18 protein-coding genes, 1 tRNA gene and 1 pseudogene are annotated in these 21,107 nt (G+C 68.8%); 8 read left to right on the plus strand and 12 right to left on the minus strand.

Annotated features, from left to right (window positions below):
• Window positions 1-24: 24 nt before the first annotated feature.
• From AU194_RS09550 to AU194_RS09560, 4 genes are read left to right on the plus strand one after another with little or no spacing between them, the layout of a single operon-like run.
• A complete protein-coding gene (locus AU194_RS09550; RefSeq protein ID WP_059088971.1) occupies window positions 25-2,280 on the plus strand; it encodes an EspA/EspE family type VII secretion system effector in 2,256 nt (751 codons plus the stop codon).
• Complete coding sequence (locus tag AU194_RS31715) at window positions 2,277-3,086, plus strand: hypothetical protein (protein WP_157575965.1); 810 nt, start codon at window positions 2,277-2,279, stop codon at window positions 3,084-3,086. Before AU194_RS09550 ends, AU194_RS31715 begins: the two co-directional genes overlap by 4 nt.
• A gap of 19 nt (window positions 3,087-3,105) precedes the next feature.
• Window positions 3,106-3,477, plus strand: a complete 372-nt coding sequence (locus AU194_RS09555) for a carboxymuconolactone decarboxylase family protein (protein WP_059088972.1) — start codon at window positions 3,106-3,108, stop codon at window positions 3,475-3,477.
• A complete protein-coding gene (locus AU194_RS09560; protein WP_059088973.1) occupies window positions 3,474-4,346 on the plus strand; it encodes an alpha/beta fold hydrolase in 873 nt (290 codons plus the stop codon). Before AU194_RS09555 ends, AU194_RS09560 begins: the two co-directional genes overlap by 4 nt.
• Before the next feature lie 58 nt (window positions 4,347-4,404).
• Here AU194_RS09560 and AU194_RS09565 read toward each other — a convergent pair.
• Both AU194_RS09565 and AU194_RS09570 read right to left on the minus strand, forming a co-directional pair.
• A tRNA-Thr gene (locus AU194_RS09565) sits at window positions 4,405-4,477 on the minus strand.
• A 55-nt stretch (window positions 4,478-4,532) separates the two neighbouring features.
• Window positions 4,533-5,741, minus strand: a complete 1,209-nt coding sequence (locus AU194_RS09570; protein ID WP_059088974.1) for a DNA polymerase III subunit delta' — start codon at window positions 5,739-5,741, stop codon at window positions 4,533-4,535.
• Between the two features lie 81 nt (window positions 5,742-5,822).
• Between AU194_RS09570 and AU194_RS09575 the strand changes: the two genes are divergently transcribed.
• Window positions 5,823-7,409, plus strand: coding sequence for an adenylate/guanylate cyclase domain-containing protein (locus AU194_RS09575; protein ID WP_059088975.1), 1,587 nt, complete (start codon window positions 5,823-5,825; stop codon window positions 7,407-7,409).
• Window positions 7,410-7,413: 4 nt separating this feature from the next.
• Here AU194_RS09575 and topA read toward each other — a convergent pair whose 3' ends face one another.
• The 3 genes from topA to AU194_RS09590 form a co-directional block, all read right to left on the minus strand.
• Entirely contained in the window at window positions 7,414-10,248 is a 2,835-nt protein-coding gene (topA, locus tag AU194_RS09580) for a type I DNA topoisomerase (RefSeq protein WP_059088976.1), read from the minus strand.
• Between the two features lie 97 nt (window positions 10,249-10,345).
• Window positions 10,346-10,939, minus strand: coding sequence for a hypothetical protein (locus AU194_RS09585; RefSeq protein WP_059088977.1), 594 nt, complete (start codon window positions 10,937-10,939; stop codon window positions 10,346-10,348).
• 136 nt (window positions 10,940-11,075) lie between these two features.
• The gene (locus tag AU194_RS09590; protein ID WP_011562175.1) at window positions 11,076-11,279 is read right to left on the minus strand and encodes a cold-shock protein; all 204 of its coding nucleotides are present in this window, start codon (window positions 11,277-11,279) and stop codon (window positions 11,076-11,078) included.
• Window positions 11,280-11,582: 303 nt separating this feature from the next.
• On the opposite strand from AU194_RS09590, the gene AU194_RS09595 reads away from it, so the two are divergent.
• Entirely contained in the window at window positions 11,583-13,916 is a 2,334-nt protein-coding gene (locus AU194_RS09595) for a DEAD/DEAH box helicase (protein WP_157575966.1), read from the plus strand.
• A gap of 182 nt (window positions 13,917-14,098) precedes the next feature.
• Window positions 14,099-15,133, plus strand: coding sequence for a PAS domain-containing protein (locus AU194_RS09600; protein ID WP_059088978.1), 1,035 nt, complete (start codon window positions 14,099-14,101; stop codon window positions 15,131-15,133).
• Here AU194_RS09600 and AU194_RS32545 read toward each other — a convergent pair.
• From AU194_RS32545 to ssd, 7 genes are read right to left on the minus strand one after another with little or no spacing between them, the layout of a single operon-like run.
• A complete protein-coding gene (locus tag AU194_RS32545; protein WP_231743248.1) occupies window positions 15,122-15,472 on the minus strand; it encodes an Rv3654c family TadE-like protein in 351 nt (116 codons plus the stop codon). The two genes, AU194_RS09600 and AU194_RS32545, sit on opposite strands and share 12 nt — an antisense overlap.
• Window positions 15,462-15,740: a TadE family type IV pilus minor pilin gene (locus tag AU194_RS32550; protein WP_369804063.1), complete on the minus strand. Its 279-nt coding sequence runs from the start codon at window positions 15,738-15,740 to the stop codon at window positions 15,462-15,464. Before AU194_RS32550 ends, AU194_RS32545 begins: the two co-directional genes overlap by 11 nt.
• 50 nt (window positions 15,741-15,790) lie before the next feature.
• Window positions 15,791-15,997 carry a DUF4244 domain-containing protein gene (locus AU194_RS09615; RefSeq protein WP_059088979.1) on the minus strand — a complete coding sequence of 69 codons (207 nt, stop codon included), beginning with the start codon at window positions 15,995-15,997 and terminating at the stop codon, window positions 15,791-15,793.
• Between the two features lie 48 nt (window positions 15,998-16,045).
• Window positions 16,046-16,621 carry a type II secretion system F family protein gene (locus AU194_RS09620; RefSeq protein ID WP_059089081.1) on the minus strand — a complete coding sequence of 192 codons (576 nt, stop codon included), beginning with the start codon at window positions 16,619-16,621 and terminating at the stop codon, window positions 16,046-16,048.
• Window positions 16,618-17,406 (minus strand): type II secretion system F family protein, encoded by a 789-nt coding sequence (locus AU194_RS09625; protein WP_059088980.1) that lies wholly within the window; start codon window positions 17,404-17,406, stop codon window positions 16,618-16,620. The genes AU194_RS09620 and AU194_RS09625 overlap by 4 nt, the downstream gene beginning before the upstream one ends.
• Window positions 17,403-18,569: a TadA family conjugal transfer-associated ATPase gene (locus AU194_RS09630; RefSeq protein WP_059088981.1), complete on the minus strand. Its 1,167-nt coding sequence runs from the start codon at window positions 18,567-18,569 to the stop codon at window positions 17,403-17,405. Before AU194_RS09630 ends, AU194_RS09625 begins: the two co-directional genes overlap by 4 nt.
• A complete protein-coding gene (ssd, locus tag AU194_RS09635) occupies window positions 18,566-19,627 on the minus strand; it encodes a septum site-determining protein Ssd (RefSeq protein ID WP_059088982.1) in 1,062 nt (353 codons plus the stop codon). Before ssd ends, AU194_RS09630 begins: the two co-directional genes overlap by 4 nt.
• Window positions 19,628-20,094: 467 nt before the next feature.
• Between ssd and AU194_RS09640 the strand changes: the two are divergent.
• A pseudogene (locus AU194_RS09640) lies at window positions 20,095-20,918 on the plus strand (HAD-IB family hydrolase).
• Window positions 20,919-21,107: the final 189 nt, after the last annotated feature.

The following is a 21,107-nucleotide window of genomic DNA, read 5'->3' on the forward strand; positions in this document are numbered from 1 at the left end:
GCGACGCGGAGAGGTTGCGCGCCGGTGAGCGCCCTCGACGGTTTCTACACGACCTGGAACAACGCCAGGCAGACGTTCGGGCAGGGCACCCCGCAAAGCGGTTCGGACTTCGACAAGAGCCCGCAACTGACCACCCTCGGATCGGGTCTGGACGCCGCCGCGCCCGGGTCGCAGTGGTCGGGGGCCGCTGCGACGAACTACGGCAAGGCCAACACCGACCACCAGGTCGTGTTCACGAAGCTGGCCGAGCTGGACCGCAAGATCGCCCAGCAGGTCGACCAGTCCGCGCAGGTGGTCGCGACCGGGCGGCAGAACCTCGACCAGCTGCGGCAGTGGGTGACCGACGCGGCGAACAGCGTGCCGCCGGGCAAGCAGCGCGACGCGATCCTGATGCAGATCGCCAACCGCGGGCTCGGGCAGTTGACCGAGGTGGTGCAGAAGACCAATGCCGAGTCGAATGTCGTCGCGCAGAATCTCGCCAAGCTCGGGCCGGAGTTCGAGGCGGTCTCGCGCGAGCAGAAGTTCGGGAACGGGGACAAGGACGACAAGAAGGACGACGTCCAAACGCTCGGAAATGAGGAGATGCACGCGGTTCCCGAGAATGAGCGAGCCGAGCGAGACGTGCAGGCCGCGCTGGCCGGCGATCAGGGTGCTGCCGCGCGGGTCGATGCTGTACTGAGCAAGATCGACCTGGAAAAGGGACTATCTCCCGAGCAAGGGTCCTACCTGAGCCAAATGCAGGCCCAACAGAACGGCATGAGCGTCGATGATCTCCATAAGGCCGAAGAACGGCTCGGGGACCACAAGAACATCATCGGCGACTCATGGCAGCTCATGAGCAACGAAGACGTGTGGATGCCGCACACCGAACTCGAAGAAGGCGCTCTCGACGACCCCAGTTGGCGGGTCAAAGGTGGCTTCGACCAACTCCCGGTAAGCGTTCAAGAAACGCTGCGGGAGGCAGACAAATTGACTCCCCTTGGTGAGGGCGTTGCCGGCCTCACCCATGACCAAGAGTTGCAGCGCATCTCCGAAATCGTCCGCGACGGCAATGATTCATTCCAAACCGGCACAGCGATTGATCGCGAGATGATCAACGCCGCCGACAAGATCATGGACACAAACCTCGGACCGTTGCAGCCCATGGGCGATCCCGAAGTGGTCCAAGGCTTATTCGACGCTGTCAACACCGATCATCAGGTGATCCATGACCACCTCATCGGCTCTGGCGGCGACGATTTCCTCCATGACGTCAACGCAGTCGAATGGAAGGACGACGGCAAGTCCGCCGCATCGCTGTTCAGCTGGACTCATGACGCCGCCGGGGGGCCCGAGCAAGTCATCGCAGGGGAAACAGCGGAGAAGTACGCGGCCTACGTCGGGTCACATAAGGATCTGATGAACATCGATGGTGAAACCCTGGGTCAGGTCAATCCCGAGTTGGTCAAAGGCTACGCGCACGGCTTGACGCCATACATCGCTGACATCGCCGGTTTGTCGACTGCGGACGCCCATAATGGTTTCGACTCAATCGATCTCGAGAGCCCGGCGGAACGGCCCGTCGCGAAAGGCTTGTTCTCGGTGCTGAGCACTCAATCTGACGCGTATACAGAGTTCCAGGGCGCAACTAATTCACACATCTTGGCTGAGAGCAAGTCATGGGCGGACGAGGTCAAGCAGGGTCACCCGATGAGCGCGCACGACGCGCGCCTAACCGATTGCGCGACTCTCAAGGCACTGGGAATGACTGGTACTACCGAGGCCGCTCGAGCGCTGGGCCTCAACGCGGAGCAGGTCTACAACCAGCAGAAAGCAGCTTACGACTTCGGCCTCGCAGCGTTGAGCGGTGGCGGAAGTGTCGTGCCCGGCGTTGGTCCGGCTCTCGGCCCCGGGTTGGACGTCTTCGGCACCGCCATGGCCAGCTCGATCCTCGGGCCGCCACCCGACACGAATTCACCCACCATCGCGAACATGTACGACGAGGAGGGGGCACGGTTCGTGGTCAACGCTCTGATCGCAAACGGAGTCGATGTTCCCGGGATAGATGCTCAATGGATGGCGAACCTGCCAGTCAACCCGAGCGACCCGAATGGCCCCACCGGGCAGCAGGTACTTCCCTTCGAGGAGCTCGCAAAGTTAGGAGTGACGCAGGCACAGATGAGTCAGGGTTTGAATGATCTACTCACAAACCAGCTCGGCGCTAGCAATCCAGCCGCGGCCTTCATCAGCCAGTACAACAACGTCATCAAGAATCCTTCGCCTCACGGGTCCGGCACATGACGGATTCCCCGAAGAGACTGCTGGCAGTACTAATGGCCTGCGGCACGTTGGGTGCGTGCGGGTCGGATGACACTTCGACGGAAACCGACCGTTGGAGTGGAAATCTCGATGGTTTGACTGTGCAGTGGAGCGCGGCTCCCGGCATCGAATTGGAAGGGGGCGTGTCGGTTCCGGTCCGGGCTTATTTCGAATCCCGCCTGCTAGCGCAATACAAAGGAACGTTAGATGCCGCGTACCCGGGTTTCACTGAAGCCGTTCCGCCGAACGAACCCGATGACAGTCCCACTATCAGCGCACGGGACCGCAGACCGCCGCTCAACGTCCCAGTGACATCTCCGGTGGTCGGAACCAACCGGTTCCTGATCCAATCGGCCGCCGAGCAGAACGGGCGCTACACCGTCACGGTTTGCAACTTCCTCTACGCCGCCGCGGAGCGTCAACCGGGCGGGGCCTACCGAACGCTCACCCGAGGCGGCGCACCAGCGACTCGCGGGATCGTCGCTATGCAGCTGCAGCTCACCGCCCCTTCGGAAGCCTCGTCATCCGCTCTTCCTCCACAGTCTGGGCCCTCTCCCGAACCCGGGCAGAACGTGTTCGGGGACTGGCGCATTACCGGATTTCTGGCTGCCACTACGGATTATGTTCGACCAGAGTGGGATGACTATTCCGAAGCCGCAAAACGATGTGTCGACGAAGCCCCGGATCCACTCGAGCGCCGAGCCTTCCTCACATCCGGTGAACATCCCCGCGAAGACTTTCCGTCGCTTCCACCCGAACCAGGCTGGCCCGACGCTTTATCCCAATAGCCGTGCCACTCTGTAGCCCATGACAGACACGCGCGAACAGGGTCAGCAAGTCCTCCGTGAACTCCTCGCCGGCTCCATTCCCGAGGACACGGAGTTCGCCAAGGACGGCCGCTTCGGGGATGACCTGTTGGAGATCGGCATCGAGAACATCTTCGGCCGCCTCTGGACGCGCGAGGGCCTCAGCCGCCGCGACCGCAGCCTCGTCACCATGGGCATCCTCATCGCGATGCGCGCCACCGACGAGTTCAAGGCGCACGTCAAAATCGGCCTCAACAACGGCCTCACCGAGGACGAGATCGCCGAGGTCATCTACCACGCCAGCGGCTACGCCGGATTTCCCAACGCCAACTCGGCATTGACTGCCGCCCGCGAGGTGTTGGAAGGGGCGTGAGCCCCGTCACCCACCACCGCACCACCGTCGCCGGCGTCGACACCTTCTACCGCGCCGCCGGACCCGCCGACGCGCCCGTCGTGCTGCTCCCCCACGGCTACCCGGCGTCGTCGTACGTCTACCGCAACCTCATGGCCGCCCTCGGCGATCGCTGGCGCCTCATTGCACCCGACCTTCCCGGATTCGGTTACAGCGCAACACCTTCCGCCGACGACTTCGCCTACACCTTCGCCGGCTACGCGCACTTCCTGCAAGCCTTCGTCGACGCCATGCACCTCGACCGCTACGTCATCTGGCTGCACGACTACGGCTCCCAGTTCGGCTTCCAACTCGCCCTGGCCCACCCCGAACGCGCCGCCGGCCTCGTCATCCAGAACGGCGACATCTACGAAGACGCGTTCGGCCCCAAGTACGACTTCCTCAAGGAATCCTGGAACAACCCCGGCCCCGACGCCCGCCGCCGCATCGCCCAACACGTCAGCCCGCACGGCTTCGAGACCGAGTTCCGCGGCGAACTGCCCGCCGACATCGCCGACCGCATCAGCCCCGACCTGTGGACCCTGCACTGGTCTCTGATGAACACCCCCGAGCGGATCGCCAACCTCGTCCGGCTCCTCGAGGACCAGCCCACCACCTTGGGATGGTTCGCAGACGAACAGGCCTACCTACGCGAGCACCGGCCACCCACGCTCATCGTCTGGGGCCGCCACGACGGATACATGCCCGAGCAATCCGCCCGCGCCTACCACCGCGACCTGCCCGACGCGCCGCTGCATGTATTCGACGGCGGCCATTGGCTGCTGGAGACCCACCTCGACGAGGTCGTACCTCTGCTCGACGAGTTTCTTCGCCGAGCCTACGGTTGTTGACCGGAAATGCGAGTAACGGCGTCAACAACCGTAGTCTCGCGCTCCACACACAAAAGAGAGCCGCCTAGGAGAATCGAACTCCTGACCTATTCATTACGAGTGAATCGCTCTACCGACTGAGCTAAGGCGGCGTGCCCGGCACACCGGGCGGCACGAGTCTACGGCAGCCCCCGCCCACGACCAAAGTCAGTCCCGCAGCGCCTGCCCGACGGTGGCCACCATCGCGTCGACCGCGAACTTCGGCTTGACGTTGACGGCCAGCGCCTCGCGGCACTCCAGCACCGCCTCGATGCAGCGCAGCAGCTTGTCAGCCGACGCGTGCGCGGCCAGCGCCGCCACCTTGTCCGCCATGTCCGGATGGTTGGCCTGCACGTGGCCCGCCCCCGACGACACCAGCAGCGCATCCCGGAAGTACGTCGCCAGGTCGATCAGCGCTCGGTCCAACGCATCGCGCGACGCCCGCGTCTGCCGCGACTTCTGCCGCTTCTCCAGCTCCTTGAGTGCGCCGGCCGACCCGCGCATGGTGCCCGCGGTGCCCTTGCCCGTACCGCCCGCACCGAGGGCGGTACGCAGCTCCTCGGCCTCGGTCTCGTTGCGGTCCACCGTCAGTGCCTTGGCCTCGGCCTCCGCCGACGCCACGAGCTCCTCGGCCGCGGCGTAGGCCCGCGACGGGGTGGCCGCATCGCGCGCCAGGCTCAGCGCCCGCTTGCGCCGGTCCCTCGCCTGCTCGTCGACCACCAGCCGCCGCGCGCGCCCGACGTGCCCCCCGCTCACCGACGCCGCCCAGCGCGCGTCCTCGATCGACAGCCCGTCGCCCTCGATGAGCACCTGGGTGATCGCCTCGACCGATGGCGTCACCAGCGCCACGTGCCGGCACCGCGACCGCAGCGTGATCGCGATGTCCTCGGGGTCCACCGAGGGCGCGCACAGCAGGAACACCGTCGACGGCGGCGGCTCCTCCACCACCTTCAGCAACGCGTTGGCGGCGCCCTCGGTGAGCCGGTCGGCGTCCTCGATCACCACGATCTGCCAGCGCCCGGTACCCGGCCGCCGCGACGCGATCTGCACGATCGAGCGCATTTCGTCGACGCCGATCGACAACCCCTCCGGGATGATGCGCCGCACGTCGGCGTGGGTGCCCGCCATCGTCGTGGTGCAGGCGCGGCAGTCACCGCAACCGGGCGTCCCCTCGGAGGTGCACTGCAGCGCGGCGGCGAAACACAGCGCCGCGATCGACCGTCCAGACCCCGGCGGACCCGTGATCAGCCACGCATGTGTCATGGTCCCCGTGGTCGACGCACTGTGAGCGGCGTCACCGCGGGCGGCCTGTGCGGCGCCCACGAGCTCTGCTTCCACTGCGTGTTGTCCCACCAAACGGGAAAAAACTCCGGCCATCACGGCCAACAGTAATGGTCAGCCCGACACAAACAGCTGACAGGAGCGCTGAAGGTCGGCTCGGCCCGATACGGTTAACAGGTGGCCTCGGAAGCGATACCGATCGGGCGGATCAGCGCATTCGTCCGCTGGGTCGCGCGTACGCCCTGGCCGGTCTTCACCCTCGGCATGCTGCAGGCCGACATCATCGGCGCGCTGTTCGTGCTCGGCTTCCTGCGCTTCGGCCTGCCGCCCGAGGACCGCGTGCAGCTGCAGGACCTGCCGGCGTTCAACCTGGCGATCTTCCTCGGCTACCTGTTCGTGTCGTTCACCGTCGGCGCCTACCTGAGCCTACGGCTGCTCATCCCGGTCATCCGCTGGCAGCGCCGCGACACCCTGCTCGCCGACGGCGACCCCAATACCACCGATCTGGCGCGGGCGCGGGCCCTGCGGATGCCGTTTTACCGGACGATCATCAGCGTCGCGAACTGGTGCCTGGGGTCGGTCGTCTTCATCGTCGCGAGTTGGCCGGTCGCCAGTAAGTCCGCCCCCGTCGTGGCCGTGGCCACCGCGCTGGGCGCGACGGCCACCGCGATCATCGGCTACCTGCAGTCCGAACGCGTGCTGCGCCCGGTCGCCGTGGCCGCCCTGCGCGGCGGCGTCCCGGAGAATTTCCGGGCCCCGGGCGTCATCCTGCGGCAGGTGCTCACCTGGGTGTTGTCGACCGGTGTTCCGGTGCTGGCCATCGTGCTGGCCCTGGTGGCCAGCCAGTTCGACATCCTGGAGGCCCCCGCCGACCGGCTCACCATGCCGATCCTGCTGCTGGCGATCGCCGCGCTGGTCATCGGCCTGGCCGGCACCGTCCTGGTGGCCATGTCGATCGCCGATCCGCTGCGCCAGCTGCGCTGGGCCCTCGGTGAGGTGCAGCGCGGCAACTACAACGCCCACATGCAGATCTACGACGCCAGTGAGCTGGGCCTGCTGCAGGCCGGCTTCAACGACATGGTGCGCGACCTGGCCGAGCGGCAGCGGCTGCGCGACCTGTTCGGCCGCTACGTCGGCGAGGACGTCGCCCGCCGGGCCCTGGAGCGCGGCACCGAGCTCGGCGGCCAGGAACGCGATGTGGCGGTGCTGTTCGTCGACCTGGTCGGTTCCACCCACCTCGCCGCGACCATCCCGGCCGCCGAGGTGGTCAACCTGCTCAACGACTTCTTCCGCGTCGTCGTCGACACCGTCAACCGTCACGGCGGGTTCGTCAACAAGTTCCAGGGTGACGCGGCGCTGTGCATCTTCGGCGCCCCGATCGAGCACCCGGACGCCTGCGGCGCCGCACTGGCCGCGTCCCGGGAACTGCACGACGATCTCATCGAGGTCCTCGGCGAGACCGAATTCGGCATCGGGGTGTCGGCAGGCCGCGCGATCGCCGGGCACATCGGCGCCCAGGCGCGCTTCGAGTACACGGTCATCGGCGACCCGGTCAACGAGGCCGCGCGGCTGACCGAGCTCGCCAAACTGGAGCCGGGCCACGTGCTGGCGTCGGCGATCGCCGTGAGCGGGGCCCTCGACGCCGAGGCGCTGTGCTGGAACGTCGGCGAGACCGTCGAACTGCGCGGGCGCATCGCACCCACCCAACTGGCCCGTCCGGTGAACCTGCTGTCACCGCGCGAGATCAGCGACGTCTCCAGCTAGCGGATCACGCCTTCTTCGCGGCGGCCTTCTTGGCCGCGGTCTTCTTGGCCGGTGCCTTCTTGGCCGTCTTCTTGGCGGCCTTCTTCTTCACCGGACCCCGGGCGCGCCGGTCGGCGAGCAGTTCGGAGGCCCGCGCATCGGTGATCGACATGACGTCGTCGCCCTTGCGGAGGCTGGCGTTGGTCTCACCGTCGGTGACGTACGGGCCGAAGCGTCCGTCCTTGATCACCATCGGCTTCTCGGAGACCGGGTCGACGCCGAGTTCGCGCAGCGGCGGCGTCGCGGCGCCTTGGCGGCCACGGCGTTTCGGCTCGGCGTAGATCTTCAGCGCCTCGTCGAGCGTGATGGTGAACATCTGCTCTTCGGTCGCCAGCGAGCGAGAGTCGGTGCCGCGCTTGAGGTATGGGCCGTAGCGGCCGTTCTGCGCGGTGATCTCCTCGTTCGTGTCGGGGTCGACACCCACCACTCGGGGCAACGACAGCAGCTTGAGTGCGTCCTCGAGCGTCACCGTCTCGAGATCCATTGTGCGCAACAGCGATCCGGTACGCGGCTTCGGACCGGTGGGTTTCTTGCCCTTCTTCGCCGTCGTCCCCGCATCGGGATCCTCCGGCGGCTCGGGCAGCACCTCGGTCACGTACGGTCCGTACCGCCCGTCCTTGGCGACGATCTCGTGCCCGGTTTCCGGGTCGATGCCCAGCGAGCGGCCCTCTTGCGGTGTGGAGAACAGCTTCTCGGCCAGTTCGAGGGTCAGCTCGTCCGGCGTCAACTCGTCTTTGAGGTTGGCGCGCTGCGGTTTCAGCTCACCCGGGTTGTCGTCGTCGGCGATCATCCGCTCCAGGTACGGGCCGTTCTTGCCGACGCGCACATAGATCGGACGCCCCTCGGCGTCGTCGAAGAGCTTGATGGAGTTGACTTCTCGCGCGTCGATCTCTTCGAGGTTGACGCCGACCAGTCGCTTCAGGCCACCGGCACGAGCGATCGAATCACCTTCACCGTGCTCGCCGCCGAAGTAGAAGTTCTTGAGCCAGTTGGTCCGCCGTTCGGCCCCGGCGGCGATCTCGTCGAGCTCGTCCTCCATGGTGGCGGTGAACTGGTAGTCCACCAACCGGCCGAAGTGCTGTTCGAGCAGCCCGATCACCGCGAACGCCACCCACGACGGGACGAGCGCGCTGCCCTTCTTGTGGACGTAGCCGCGGTCCTGAATGGTCTTGATGATCGACGAGTACGTCGACGGCCGCCCGATGCCGAGGTCCTCGAGCGCCTTGATCAGCGAGGCCTCGGTGTAGCGCGCGGGCGGGCTGGTCTGGTGCCCGGCCGGGGTGAGGTCCTTGGCGTCGACACGCTGACCCTGAGTCAGGTTCGGCAGCCGGCTCTCGGCGTCGTCGGCCTCGCCGCCGGCCTGGTCATCGATGCTCTCGACGTAGGCCTTGAGGAAGCCGGCGAAGGTGATGGTGCGACCGCTGGCGGAGAACACCACCGACTGACCGTCCCGCGACTCCCCGGCGATGCGCAGGCTCAGCGTGGTGCCGCGGGCGTCGGCCATCTGCGAGGCGACGGTGCGCTGCCAGATCAGCTCGTAGAGCCGGAACTCGTCGGTGTCGAGCTGGGCGTGTAGCTGGCCCGGGGTCTGGAACACGTCGCCGGCCGGGCGGATCGCCTCGTGCGCCTCCTGCGCGTTCTTCACCTTGCGCGTGTACTGACGCGGCGTCGGGTGTACGTACTCCTCGCCGTAGAGCTGGCGGGCCTGGGCGCGTGCCGCATCAACAGCGCTCGCCGACAGCGTGGTCGAGTCGGTACGCATGTAGGTGATGTAGCCGTTCTCGTAGAGCCGCTGCGCGATGCTCATCGTGCGCTCGGACGAGAACCGCAGCTTGCGGCCCGCCTCCTGCTGCAGCGTCGAGGTCATGAACGGCGCATACGGCTTACGGGTGTAGGGCTTCTGCTCCACCGACGAGACCGACAGCTGCGCGCCGCGCAACCCCGTGGCCAGCGCACCGGCGGCCGCCTCGTCGAGGACGAGCACCTCGTCGGGCTTCTTGACCGCACCGAGGGAGTCGAAATCGCGGCCGGTGGCGACGCGGCGCCCGTCGACCGTGGTGAGTTTGGCGGTGAACGTCGGCGGCGTGGCCTGCGCATCGGACACGCTGGCGTCGAGTTCGGCGCTGACGTCCCAGTAGCCGGCCGTGCGGAACGCCATCCGCTCGCGTTCGCGCTGGACGATGATGCGGGTGGCCACCGACTGCACCCGGCCCGCCGACAGCTTCGGCGCGACCTTCTTCCACAGCACCGGGCTGACCTCGTAGCCGTAGAGGCGGTCGAGGATGCGGCGGGTCTCCTGCGCGTCGACCAGGTCGTTGTCGAGGTCGCGCGGGCTTTCGGCGGCGGCGCGGATCGCGGGTTCGGTGATCTCGTGGAACACCATCCGCTTGACCGGGATGCGCGGCTTCAGCGTCTCCAGCAGGTGCCAGGCGATCGCCTCGCCCTCGCGGTCACCGTCCGTCGCGAGGTAGAGCTCGTCAACCCCCTTGAGGAGGTCCTTGAGTTCCGAAACGGTGCCCTTCTTGTCCGGGCTGATGATGTAGAGCGGTTCGAAGTCGTGTTCGACATCGACGCCGAGGCGGGCCCACGGCTCCGATTTGTACTTCGCGGGCACGTCAGCGGCGGCTCGGGGCAGGTCACGGATGTGTCCGCGCGACGATTCGACGATGTAATTCGAGCCAAGATACCCGGCGATCTTGCGTGCCTTCGTCGGCGACTCGACAATGACGAGTCGCCGCACGCTCCCGTTTCCGCTTCTGCGGCTACCGTCAGCCAACTGGATCCTGCTCCAATTCTTCATTTGCCATTCGGCGCCGGATGCCTGCGTCGGCGCCTGTCGGCACCTGACAATTTCGCACCCTACGCTGGCCGACGCAAACTGACCCCTTCGTCACCGGTCAGGGCACACCGGGCCAATGGGTCAACGCCGCGGCCTGCTCCGGAGGTTCCCCCACCGTCTCTACCAGGCGTGTCAGCCGCCGACGGCCACTGATCCGCAGCGCCGGACGCGACCCTCTGGTGCCGATCAAAGTCGGGGCGATCCCGACGCGCATCATCGCCGACGCCAGCGGCGAATGGGTGTCGGGAGCGTGCGGATCGAGCCCGAGTAGATAGCCGTTCGGTTCCCGGGTACCGGCCGCCAGCACCCAGGCCCGGAGTTCACGGGGGCCGGGCAACCACTGCGGCGGCACCGTCTTGACCGCACCACGCGTCCATTCGGCGGCGATCGCCACCAGACGCGGCTCGACGGCGGTGCGCACCAGCGGGTTGTTCTCGTCGGTGCGGGCGATTTCCGGGTGCAGCCCGGCGTCGGTGATCATCTCCGCCAGCGCCTCGGCCCGCCACAGGTCGTCGACGACCACCGACAGGCGCGCACCCTGCTCACGGCCAGCACCGACCAACACCACCTGCCCGGGCGCGGCGAGCAACCCGGTCAGGTCGGCGACGGCGGGGGGTACCGCCTCGGCCGAGAAGAAGGACAGCTGGCTCACGAGACCGACAGTAAGCCAGCCAGGCGTCCGCCGTGAGGTGCCCCGCGCACGGGAGGCGGACGTCACGTCAAAACGAGAACACCCCCGCGGCTCCGTTCACACGGATCAGCGGGGGTGTGTCTTCAGGCTCGCTGTACTAGATGGTGCGCACACCCGTAGCTTGCGGCCCCTTGGGGCTCTGGCCGACCTCGAACTCGACCTTCTGGTTCTCCTCCAGGGTGCGGAAGCCGCTGCCCTGAATTTCCGTGTAGTGGACAAACACGTCCGCGGAACCGTCTTCAGGGGCGATGAAACCGAACCCCTTCTCCGCGTTGAACCACTTCACAGTTCCCTGTGGCATTTCCAGTTGTTTCCTTTTCTTCTTCACCGGGTGCGGTCCACCGTTTCGGTACACCGGGCCCGTTCCGACCGCCATCCTTCGTGGAGTCGCCGGAACTCACCCGACCTACAACCCTCGCAGGAACCGCGATCGCAACGTCGATCCTGCGAGTGCGAGTACACGAACACAGAAGCTGCGACCGCGATAAGTCAACCACGTTCAGGGCTGGTGCGACAGTCTCAAGTCGGTTCCTTGGGGAACAATTCACCTGTGCATGGGCGTTGACGGCCGACGCACTGTTACAGGCGTGTTTCGAAAGGGTGGATGGTGTCGGATTTCGGCCGGGAACTGCTGTCGTGCGCGGTGGCCGGGGTCGGCGCCGACGAGCAGCCGCTGCGCCATGTCGCCGACCTGCCGCCGCGCACCGGGCGACCGGAATCCTGGCCGGAGTGGGCGCACCCAGATGTGGTGCAGGCGTTCATTGATCGGGGCGTCCGGACACCGTGGTCGCATCAGCGCGCTGCGGCCGATCTCGCCCACGCCGGTAGGCACGTGGTGATCAGCACCGGCACCGCATCAGGCAAGTCACTGGCCTACCAGCTGCCGATCCTGTCGGCGATGGCGTCGGAGCGCCGTACGCGCGCACTGTATCTGTCGCCGACCAAGGCGCTGGGCCACGATCAGTTGCGCACTGCCCAGACGCTCACCGACGCCGTCCCCGCCCTGCACGACGTGGCGCCGTCGTCCTATGACGGCGACTCGCCCGCAGACGTCCGGCGTTTCGCGCGGGAGCGCTCCCGCTGGATCTTCTCCAACCCGGACATGATCCATCTGTCGCTGCTGCGCAACCACGCCCGCTGGGCGGTTTTCCTGCGCCACCTCAAGTACATCGTGGTCGACGAATGCCATTACTACCGCGGCATATTCGGGTCCAACGTGGCGTTGGTGCTGCGCCGGCTGCTGCGGCTGTGCGCGCGCTACTCGGCCGAACCCGGCGGTCCGACGGTGATCTTCGCCAGCGCGACGACGGCCTCCCCCGCCGAGACCGCGGCCGAGCTGATCGGGCAGACGGTCAGCGAGGTCACCGCGGACGGCTCACCGCAGGGCGCCCGCACCGTCGCACTGTGGGAGCCGGCGCTGCTGACCGAGCTGATCGGTGAGAACGGCGCTCCGGTACGGCGTTCGGCGGGTGCGGAGGCCGCGCGGGTGATGGCCGATCTGATCGCCGAGGGCGCCCGCACGCTGACGTTCGTGCGGTCGCGACGCGGCGCGGAACTCACCGCGCTGGGCGCGCGGGCCCGCCTCGAGGATGTCGCCCCCGAGTTGGTCGAGCAGGTCGCCTCCTACCGCGCCGGGTACCTCGCCGAGGACCGCCGTGAACTCGAACGGGCACTGGCCGACGGGCGGTTGCGCGGTCTGGCGACGACGAACGCACTGGAACTCGGCGTCGACATCGCGGGACTGGATGCGGTGGTGCTGGCCGGCTTTCCCGGTACGGTGACGTCGTTCTGGCAGCAGGCGGGTCGCTCTGGCCGGCGCGGTCAGGGGGCGCTGATCGTGCTCGTCGCCCGTGACGATCCGCTCGACACCTACCTGGTGCACCACCCGCACGCGCTGCTCGACCGCCCGATCGAGCGGGTGGTGATCGACCCGTCGAACCCGTATGTGCTTGGTCCGCAACTGCTGTGCGCCGCCACCGAGTTGCCGCTGACCGATGCCGAGGTGCGGATGTGGGATGCCGAAGCGGTGGCCGACTCGCTGGTCGACGACGGGCTGCTGCGCCGCAGGCCGCACGGGTACTTTCCCGTACCGGGGCTGGATCCCCATCCGGCGGTGGACATCCGGGGGTCGATCGGCGGGCAGATCGCCATCCTCGAGGCGGACACCGGACGCATGCTCGGCAACGCCAACGCCGGGCAGGCCGCGTCGTCGGTGCATCCCGGCGCGGTGTATCTGCACCAGGGTGAGAGCTACGTCGTCGACTCGCTGTCGTTCGAGGACGGGGTCGCCTTCGTGCACGCCGAGGACCCGGGCTACACCACATTCGCCCGGGAGATCACCGATATCGCGGTCACCGGACGGGGTGAACGGGAGACGTTCGGCCCGGTGACCGTCGGGCTGGTCCCGGTGTCGGTGTCCAACACCGTCATCGGTTATCTGCGCCGCCAACTGACCGGTGAGGTCATCGATTTCGTTGAACTCGACATGCCGACCCGCACCCTGGACACCATGGCGGCCATGTGCACGATCACTCCGGAAGCATTGCTGGACAACGGGATCGACCCATTGCGTTTCCCAGGGGCGCTGCACGCCGCCGAACACGCCGCGATCGGTCTGCTCCCACTGGTGGCCAGCTGCGACCGCGGTGACATCGGTGGGGTGTCCACCGCGGTGGGGCCGGAGGACGGACTGCCGACGATCTTCGTCTACGACGGCCACCCCGGCGGGGCGGGGTTCGCCGACCGCGGGTTCCGGCAGCTGCGCACCTGGTGGTCGGCGACCGCGGATGCGATCGAGGCGTGCGAATGTCCGAGCGGGTGTCCGTCATGTGTGCAGTCACCGAAGTGCGGTAACGGCAACGACCCGTTGGACAAGGCCGGCGCGGTGACGGTGCTGCGCCTCGTGTTGCGGGCGCTGGCGGATCGTCGCGATCGCTGAGGGCGGACACGGGGAACCGACCGACCCCTCGACGGTCGACTCCTCCCACGTGATCACCGCGCGCCCAGACTCGGGCGTGGAAGCAAAATACCCCGTTGTGGCAGAGGCCGCCACTAAAACCGCGCTACCAGCGCAATCATGATCAACAGGGCGGCCGCGGCGCGACACGTAAAATCGACGGAATGAGCCACGACTGGCTGCTGGTGGAGACACTCGGTAGCGAGCCCGTCGTCGTCGCGCGGGGCGCCCATACCGAGCATATGGTCCCCATCAGGGCATTCCTGCGGCGCAACCCTCATCTGATGGCGGTGCAGACCGCGATCGCCGAGACCGTGCGCGCCGGTCAGGGGCTGTCGAGCATCACCCCCAAGAACGACCGCGTCATCCGCACCGAGGTGGTGCAGATGTCCGACGGGCGCATCCACGGTGTCCACGTGTGGATCGGGCCGCCGGACCTGGAGCCACCCGTGCGGCCGTTGCCCGGCCCCCTCAAATGGGACCTCGCGACGGGTATCGCGACGGCCACCCCGGAGTCGCTGGCGAACAGCGGGCGCGATCCGGAGGCCGAGGACACTCATGGCCGGGCGCTCGCCGAGGACCTGCCGATCCTCGACCTCAATCCGAGCGAGACCAAGGTGCTGTCGATGGCGATCCGGCCGGAGCCGGGTCAGACCTACTGCAGCACGTGGGACGTCACCGATCATCGGGGCGAGCAGATCGCGGTCGGGTTCACCGCGCGGGCCCTGCTCGAGCCCGACGAACGCGGGGGTGAACGGCTGGTGTGCCGCGCGATGAACTGGCGTGCCGAACACGACGGGCCGGCCCAGCCGCCACCCGATCAACTGGCGCGCCGGATCCTCGACGGGCTGGCCCAGAACGGAATCCATCGCGCGCTGGTCGACCTGGACACCTGGAAGCTGCTCAAGTGGCTCGATCCGCCCGCCCCGTTCTACGACTGGCGCGCCAACGAGGTCCACCCCGACGACAGCGACCGTCTCACCCGCATGTTCGTCGAGCTCGCCCAGGCGGGGACGACGACGGTGCTCAGGTTGCGCACCGCCGACGGCGACTGGACGCCGGTGCACGTGGCGATCAACCGCATCGAACTCGAACCCGACACCTTCGCCGGGCTGGCGTCGCTGCGGCGGGCCACCGACGAGGAGGTCCGCGAGGCGGGCCTGTCGGTGGGCGTGGCGCAACAGGCGTCACCGGACTGACACCGGTCCGGCGCGGGCGCCCGCACGCGCGTACCCGAACCGCCAGGCGCCGAGCCCCGGTGCGGCCTCGACGGTGACGACCGCCTCCAAACCCTCGACCGTGCAGTCGGCGACCGCGGTACGCATCGCCCGCGCCACCGAAGCAGCCTGCGCACAGGCGGATTCGGCGCCGTCGGCGACCCGGTTCGCCGCGGCCAGTGCGGCGAGGTCGGCGGCGGCCTGCGCCCGGTGGCGCGCGACGACCACCGCGCCCACCTGCACCATGCCACCGGTGACGACGAGCAGCACCGCGATGGCGGCGACCGCAGTGAGTGTGGCCGCGCCGTGGTCATCGGACACCGGGTTCGGTCGCGGCGACTGCCTGCGCGGTGATCGTGACGCCGAACAGCAGTGCCGGTCTGCTGCTGACGCGCGCGACCACCACTCCCCCGTCGCGGGTGAGGTCGACCCGCGCGCCGTCGGGCGCGATCCGGGCGGCCACCCGTGTCGCGGACCCGTCGTCGCCGCGGGCGGCGAGCCGGGCCGCCTCCCGCGCGGCGTCGATGCAGCGCACCTGCGCACCGACCGCCGACACGCCTGACACACACATGGCCAGAACGACCACCACCGCGGCGATCGCGAACGCGGCCTCGACCGTGGCGCCACCGGCATCGTCACTCAGACACTGGTGTTGAGCGCGCGGCTGATGATGTTGGTCAGTGCGCTGACGATGGAGTCGCCGGTGACCACGGTGTAGAGGATGGCGCCGAACGCCGCCGCGGCGATGGTGCCGATCGCGTATTCGACCGTCGACATCCCCGTCTCGTCGACCGCCAGCAGCGTCAGACGCGCCTTGATCTCGGCCAGCATCGGTTCCAGTGCCATCGTGCCCTCCCTTACTCCCGTCCGCGGACCGTCCGCGCACGCGTGTTCTCACCACAACCCCGCCTGCAGGACGTCACCGGCGAGCCCCGCGACCACCGGCACGATGCCCAGACACAGGAATGCCGGCAGATAGCAGACCCCCAGCGGCGCGGCGATCAGCACACCCGCCCGTTCGGCGGTGCTGCGCGCGGCATCGGCTGCATCGCTTCGGGATTCGTTCGCCAGTTCCGCGACGCCGTGCGCCAACGCGGTTCCCGACTCCGCCGACCGGCGGGCCAGGCGCAGCAGGGCGCGGGCGTGTTCGTCGAGCGGCGGACCGGGGTCCGACCAGGCCGTGGCAGCGTCGGCGCCGAGGGCCAGCATGTCGGCCGCCCTGGCGAGAACGCGGGCGAGGCCTGCCGGTGCGGATCCCGCCGCGGCGGCCGCCGCAGCCGACACCGCCATTCCCGACGACAGACATGCCGCGAACACGTCGAACGTCGACGCCGCCGCCAGCGGATCGGCCGAGGACCGCTCGACCGCACCGGTGCTGCTACTCCCCGGCCGCATCGTCCGTAGGCGGACGCCGCCGTCGCGTCCCGCGAGCAGCATCGCCACCGCGAGCAGCACCGCCGCCGCGCTCACGTGGTCACCCCCGCCGTGATGCGGTCCGACCACAGCAGCCCGGCGCAGGACAGGGTCACCCCGACCAGAAGCAGCCATTCGCCCGCGCCTGTGCCGCACAGGAACCGCACCGGATCCGCACCGATGAGTTGCCCGAGCCCGATACCCAGCACCGGCAGACCCGCCAGCACGGCGGCGGTGGCCCGCGCCCCCGCCATCCCCGCGTGCACCCGCGACGAAAATCGTTGCCGCTCTGCGATATCGCGCTGCGCGGTCTGCATCAGCGTCGCGATCGACAGCCCGTGGGTCTGAGCCAGCTGCCAACACACCGCGATGCGGTCCCAGTGCGGCGCGAGCGGCGACGTGGGCGCGGTGTCGCGCAGACCGGCCGCGACATCGGCGCCCAATCGCGCGCGGGCGGCCACCGCGTGCAGCGCACCGGCGACCGGCTCGTCGGTCTCCGCGGCCGCGGCCTCGAACGCGGTGACCGGGTGCGCGCCCACCCGCAGTTCGCCGACCAACACCTCCAACGCCGACTGCAGGGCGTCGGCCTCCCGGTCGCGCTGCCGCACCGCACGCCGGTGCCGCCACCGCAGCGCGGCGGTGCCCCCTGCCACGCATGCCGCCAGCACCACACCGGCCGTCGCCACCGACCACAGCGCCACCGCCGACACCGCGATGAGAACCACCAAGGCTCGCTTCGTCCCACCGCCCGCGGTGCGGGCAATCGGTGGCCGCAGCCGCCGGCCGACGTCGACGGGGTCGAGCAGCACCGCCAGCGCGAGGGCGAGCGCGGCGGCGCTCATGTCGCCCGCCGGGAGCTGACGAGGCGTTCCAGATCCGCGGCGCCGTCGGCCATCCCGCTGCCGTACCGCCACACCGGAACCACGCGGACCCGACCGTCGTCGTGCGGACGGAGCACCGCGATCTCGGTGAGCCGGCGCACCCCGGCGCTGTCCCGCGCGACGTGCAGCAGCACCTGCACCGCGGCCGCGAGCTGGCTGTGCAGCGCCGGGCCGGTGAGCCCGCCGACCGCGCCCAGCGCCTCCATCCGCGCGGGCACCTCGGCGGGATTGTTCGCGTGCACGGTGCCCGCTCCGCCGTCGTGGCCGGTGTTGAGCGCGGCCAGCAGGTCGACGACCTCCGCGCCGCGGACCTCCCCGACGACGATCCGGTCCGGCCGCATCCGCAGCGCTTGACGCACCAGATCGCGAACGGTCACCTCACCGGCGCCCTCGACGTTCGCGGCGCGGGCGATGAGTTTGACGACGTGGGGATGCTGCGGCGCCAGTTCGGCGGCGTCCTCGACGCAGATGATCCGCTCGTGGGCGGGCACCGCGCCCAACGCCGCGGCCAGCAGCGTCGTCTTACCCGCACCGGTGCCACCGCTGACCAGGAACGCCAACCGTGCCGCGATGATGTCGCGCAGCAGCGGATCGGCCTCGGCCACGATCGTCCCCGCGGCGGTGAGCGCGGCCAGATCCTGACGCGCCGGGCGCAACACGCGCAGGGACAGGCAGGTGCCGCCGGCCGCGACGGGCGGGAGCACGGCGTGCAGCCGGACGGTGAACTCTCCGGTGCCCAGCCCGTGCAGATGCCCGTCGACCCAGGGTTGGGCCTCGTCGAGACGCCGCCCGGCGGCCAGCGCCAACCGCTGCGCCAACCGGCGCACGGCCGACTCGTCGGCGAACCGGACCTCGGTGCGGCGCAGACCGCCACCGTCGTCGACCCACACCGCATCCGGCGCGGTGACCAGCACGTCAGTGGTTCCGTCCGCGCACAGCAGCAGGTCGAGTGGTCCGGCGCCGGTCAGCTCCGTCTGCAGGGCCCGCAGGTTGGTGAGCACCTCGGTGTCGCCGAGCACGCCGCCCGATTCGGCGCGGATGGCCGCCGCGACGACCGCGGGCTGCAGGGGCGCGGCCTCGGCGGCCAGGCGTTCCCGAACGCGGTCGATCAACGACGCGGTCATGCCGCCACCTCCGCGGGGTGGCGCTGCAGCACCGTCAACACGCGGTGCGCGGCGGCGGCCAACGGCGACCGCCGCGGAAGTTTCAACCCGCCCCGTTCGAGCGCCTCGGCGAGCCCGGGTTGCGGGCGCATCGCGGCCAGCAGTGGCAGCCCGACCGCGGCCGCGACTTCGGACGCGCGCAAACCGCCCGGCGCCGGCCCGCGAACAACCAGACCGACGTTCGGGTTGACCGCCGAGACCCAGGACGCCATCGCGCTCGCCGCCGCACAGGCGCGGACCTCGGCGGTGACGACGACGACCACCAGATCGGCCGCGTCGAGTGCGGACTCCGCCGCCGGCGTTGATCGGCGCGGCATGTCGCACACCACCGTCGCGCCCCCGCGGCTGCCCGCGGCCACCACCGATGTCAGGGCGGCCGGGTCGATCTCCCCGCCGCCGCGACCGTTGGCCAGCAGCGTCACCCCGGCGCGGCTGGGCAGCGACTTTTGCAGCGCCTGATAGCCGATCCGCCCACCGCCGAGCGCGAGATCCGGCCAGCGCAACCCGGGCGTGGTCTCGGCGCCGACCAGCAGGTCGAGGCCGCCGCTCCATGGATCGACATCGACGAGTAGCGGTTCGGTGGCGCTCAACGCGAGGGCGGCGGCGAAGACCGATGCACCCGCACCCCCACGACCGGCGACGACGGCGGCGACCGGCCCCCGGTGGGCGTTGTCGCGCACGGTGTCGGCCGCCTCGGAGAGCAGGACCACCAACTCGCCCTCCTGCTCCGGCAGGGTGAGGACGTGTTGCGCGCCGAGCGCGATCGCCGCGTGCCAGTGGTCGTCGGTGAGCGGCGCGTGTCCGATGAGGACGACCCGGTCCCGTCTCGGCAGCTCCCGTGCGGCGCACTTCCGCGCGGAGTCGACATCGAGGAGGACGACGGCCGCGGCGCTCCATGCCTTGCGGCTCGATGGCTCAGCGGTGTGCACGACCGTCACCGCGGCCGCCGCGGCGACCCGGTCGACGTCGTCGCGCAGCTGCGGACTGCTCGACATCACGAGCACGCCAGGGGTGGTCATGGCGCCCACTGTGCCGCGCGGTCGCGACGGTTCAGCGCCGTCCGGCGCCCGTTCCGCTACCTACTGTGGATGAATCAGCAACTGTGGACAACTCGTCGCCATACGCCCCGAGAGTCTCGTTCGGGCAACGTTTCCGCATCGGTTGAGTTATCCGGATTGCGAATGAAAGACCCCAGAAAAAGGGACGACCCCCGCCAGGGGGGGAGGAGGCGGAGGTCGTCGTGTATCAGCCCCGGGGGGTCGGGCTGATGCACACCCGGCATAACCCGGGTAACGCCCACTATACACACGGTACGTCTACGGAATGCAAGTCCCAGACGGGTTTGTCATCACTGATTCTTGCGAAAAGTGCGCATTCTGACACGTGTCTTGATCTGCCAATTTGTACATTCGGCACCCCGGATGTCACGAGAATCCCGTTTATGCTGGCCGCGTGAGCGCATCTGAGCCGCACGCCGCCCCGTCGGATGGTCCCCCAGCGGCATCCGAGCCCGACCGCCCCGTGCGGACCGCGGCATTCTTCGATCTTGACAAGACCGTGATCGCCAAGTCGAGCACGTTGGCTTTTAGCAAACCTTTCTTCGATCAGGGCCTGCTCAACCGGCGGGCGGTGCTCAAGTCGACCTACGCACAGTTCCTGTTCCTGATGTCGGGCGCCGACCACGAACAGATGGATCGCATGCGGTCCTACGTGACGAACATGTGCACCGGGTGGGACGTCGAACAGATCAAATCGATCGTCGGCGAGACGCTGCACGACATCGTCGACCCGCTCGTCTTCGCCGAGGCCGCCGACCTGATCGCCGACCACAAACTCTGCGGGCGTGACGTGGTGGTGGTGTCGGCCTCCGGCGAGGAGATCGTCGCGCCGATCGCCCGCGCACTCGGCGCCACCCACGCCATGGCGACCCGGATGGTCGTCGAGGACGGCCGCTACACCGGGGAGATCGCCTTCTACTGCTACGGCGAGGGCAAGGTCGAGGCCATCCGCGCGCTGGCCGCACGCGAGGGGTACGCGCTCGAGCACTGCTACGCCTACTCCGATTCGATCACCGACCTGCCAATGCTCGAGGCGGTCGGTCACCCCACGGTCGTGAACCCGGACCGTGCCCTGCGCAAGGAGGCGGTGGCCCGCGGCTGGCCGGTGCAGACCTTCACCAAGCCGGTGTCGCTGCGCGACCGGATTCCGGCCCCGTCGGGCGCGGCGGTCGCCACCACCGCGGCGGTGGGGATGAGCGCGCTCGCGGCCGGCGCGCTGACATACTCCCTGCTGCGTCGCTTCGCGCTCTGAGCGATTGCTGGATGGATCCGCCGTAACGATCCGGAATCGGGTGCGAGCCCCACTTGATGTGACAGTCGTCACGTAGTACAAAGGAAGGCAAGGAAGCCCGGGGAGGCCAAGATCTCACCGGAGGAGAAGGTGACATCTCCCGAACCAGGCGACCCAGCACGGAACCCCGGCACCCACGCGGAGCACATG

It is taken from the genome of Mycobacterium sp. GA-2829 (genome assembly GCF_001499965.1).
Classification (GTDB): domain Bacteria; phylum Actinomycetota; class Actinomycetes; order Mycobacteriales; family Mycobacteriaceae; genus Mycobacterium.

Bases quoted from the DNA above. Each gene is read 5' to 3' on its own strand.
- AU194_RS31715 (WP_157575965.1), top strand. From the start codon at position 2,277: ATGACGGATTCCCCGAAGAGACTGCTGGCAGTACTAATGGCCTGCGGC.
- AU194_RS09555 (WP_059088972.1), top strand. From the start codon at position 3,106: ATGACAGACACGCGCGAACAGGGTCAGCAAGTCCTCCGTGAACTCCTC.
- AU194_RS09570 (WP_059088974.1), bottom strand. From the start codon at position 5,741: ATGGCCGGAGTTTTTTCCCGTTTGGTGGGACAACACGCAGTGGAAGCA.
- topA (WP_059088976.1), bottom strand. From the start codon at position 10,248: ATGAAGAATTGGAGCAGGATCCAGTTGGCTGACGGTAGCCGCAGAAGC.
- AU194_RS09590 (WP_011562175.1), bottom strand. From the start codon at position 11,279: ATGCCACAGGGAACTGTGAAGTGGTTCAACGCGGAGAAGGGGTTCGGT.
- AU194_RS09595 (WP_157575966.1), top strand. From the start codon at position 11,583: ATGGTGTCGGATTTCGGCCGGGAACTGCTGTCGTGCGCGGTGGCCGGG.
- AU194_RS09600 (WP_059088978.1), top strand. From the start codon at position 14,099: ATGAGCCACGACTGGCTGCTGGTGGAGACACTCGGTAGCGAGCCCGTC.
- AU194_RS09615 (WP_059088979.1), bottom strand. From the start codon at position 15,997: ATGGCACTGGAACCGATGCTGGCCGAGATCAAGGCGCGTCTGACGCTG.
- AU194_RS09625 (WP_059088980.1), bottom strand. From the start codon at position 17,406: ATGAGCGCCGCCGCGCTCGCCCTCGCGCTGGCGGTGCTGCTCGACCCC.
- AU194_RS09630 (WP_059088981.1), bottom strand. From the start codon at position 18,569: ATGACCGCGTCGTTGATCGACCGCGTTCGGGAACGCCTGGCCGCCGAG.
- ssd (WP_059088982.1), bottom strand. From the start codon at position 19,627: ATGACCACCCCTGGCGTGCTCGTGATGTCGAGCAGTCCGCAGCTGCGC.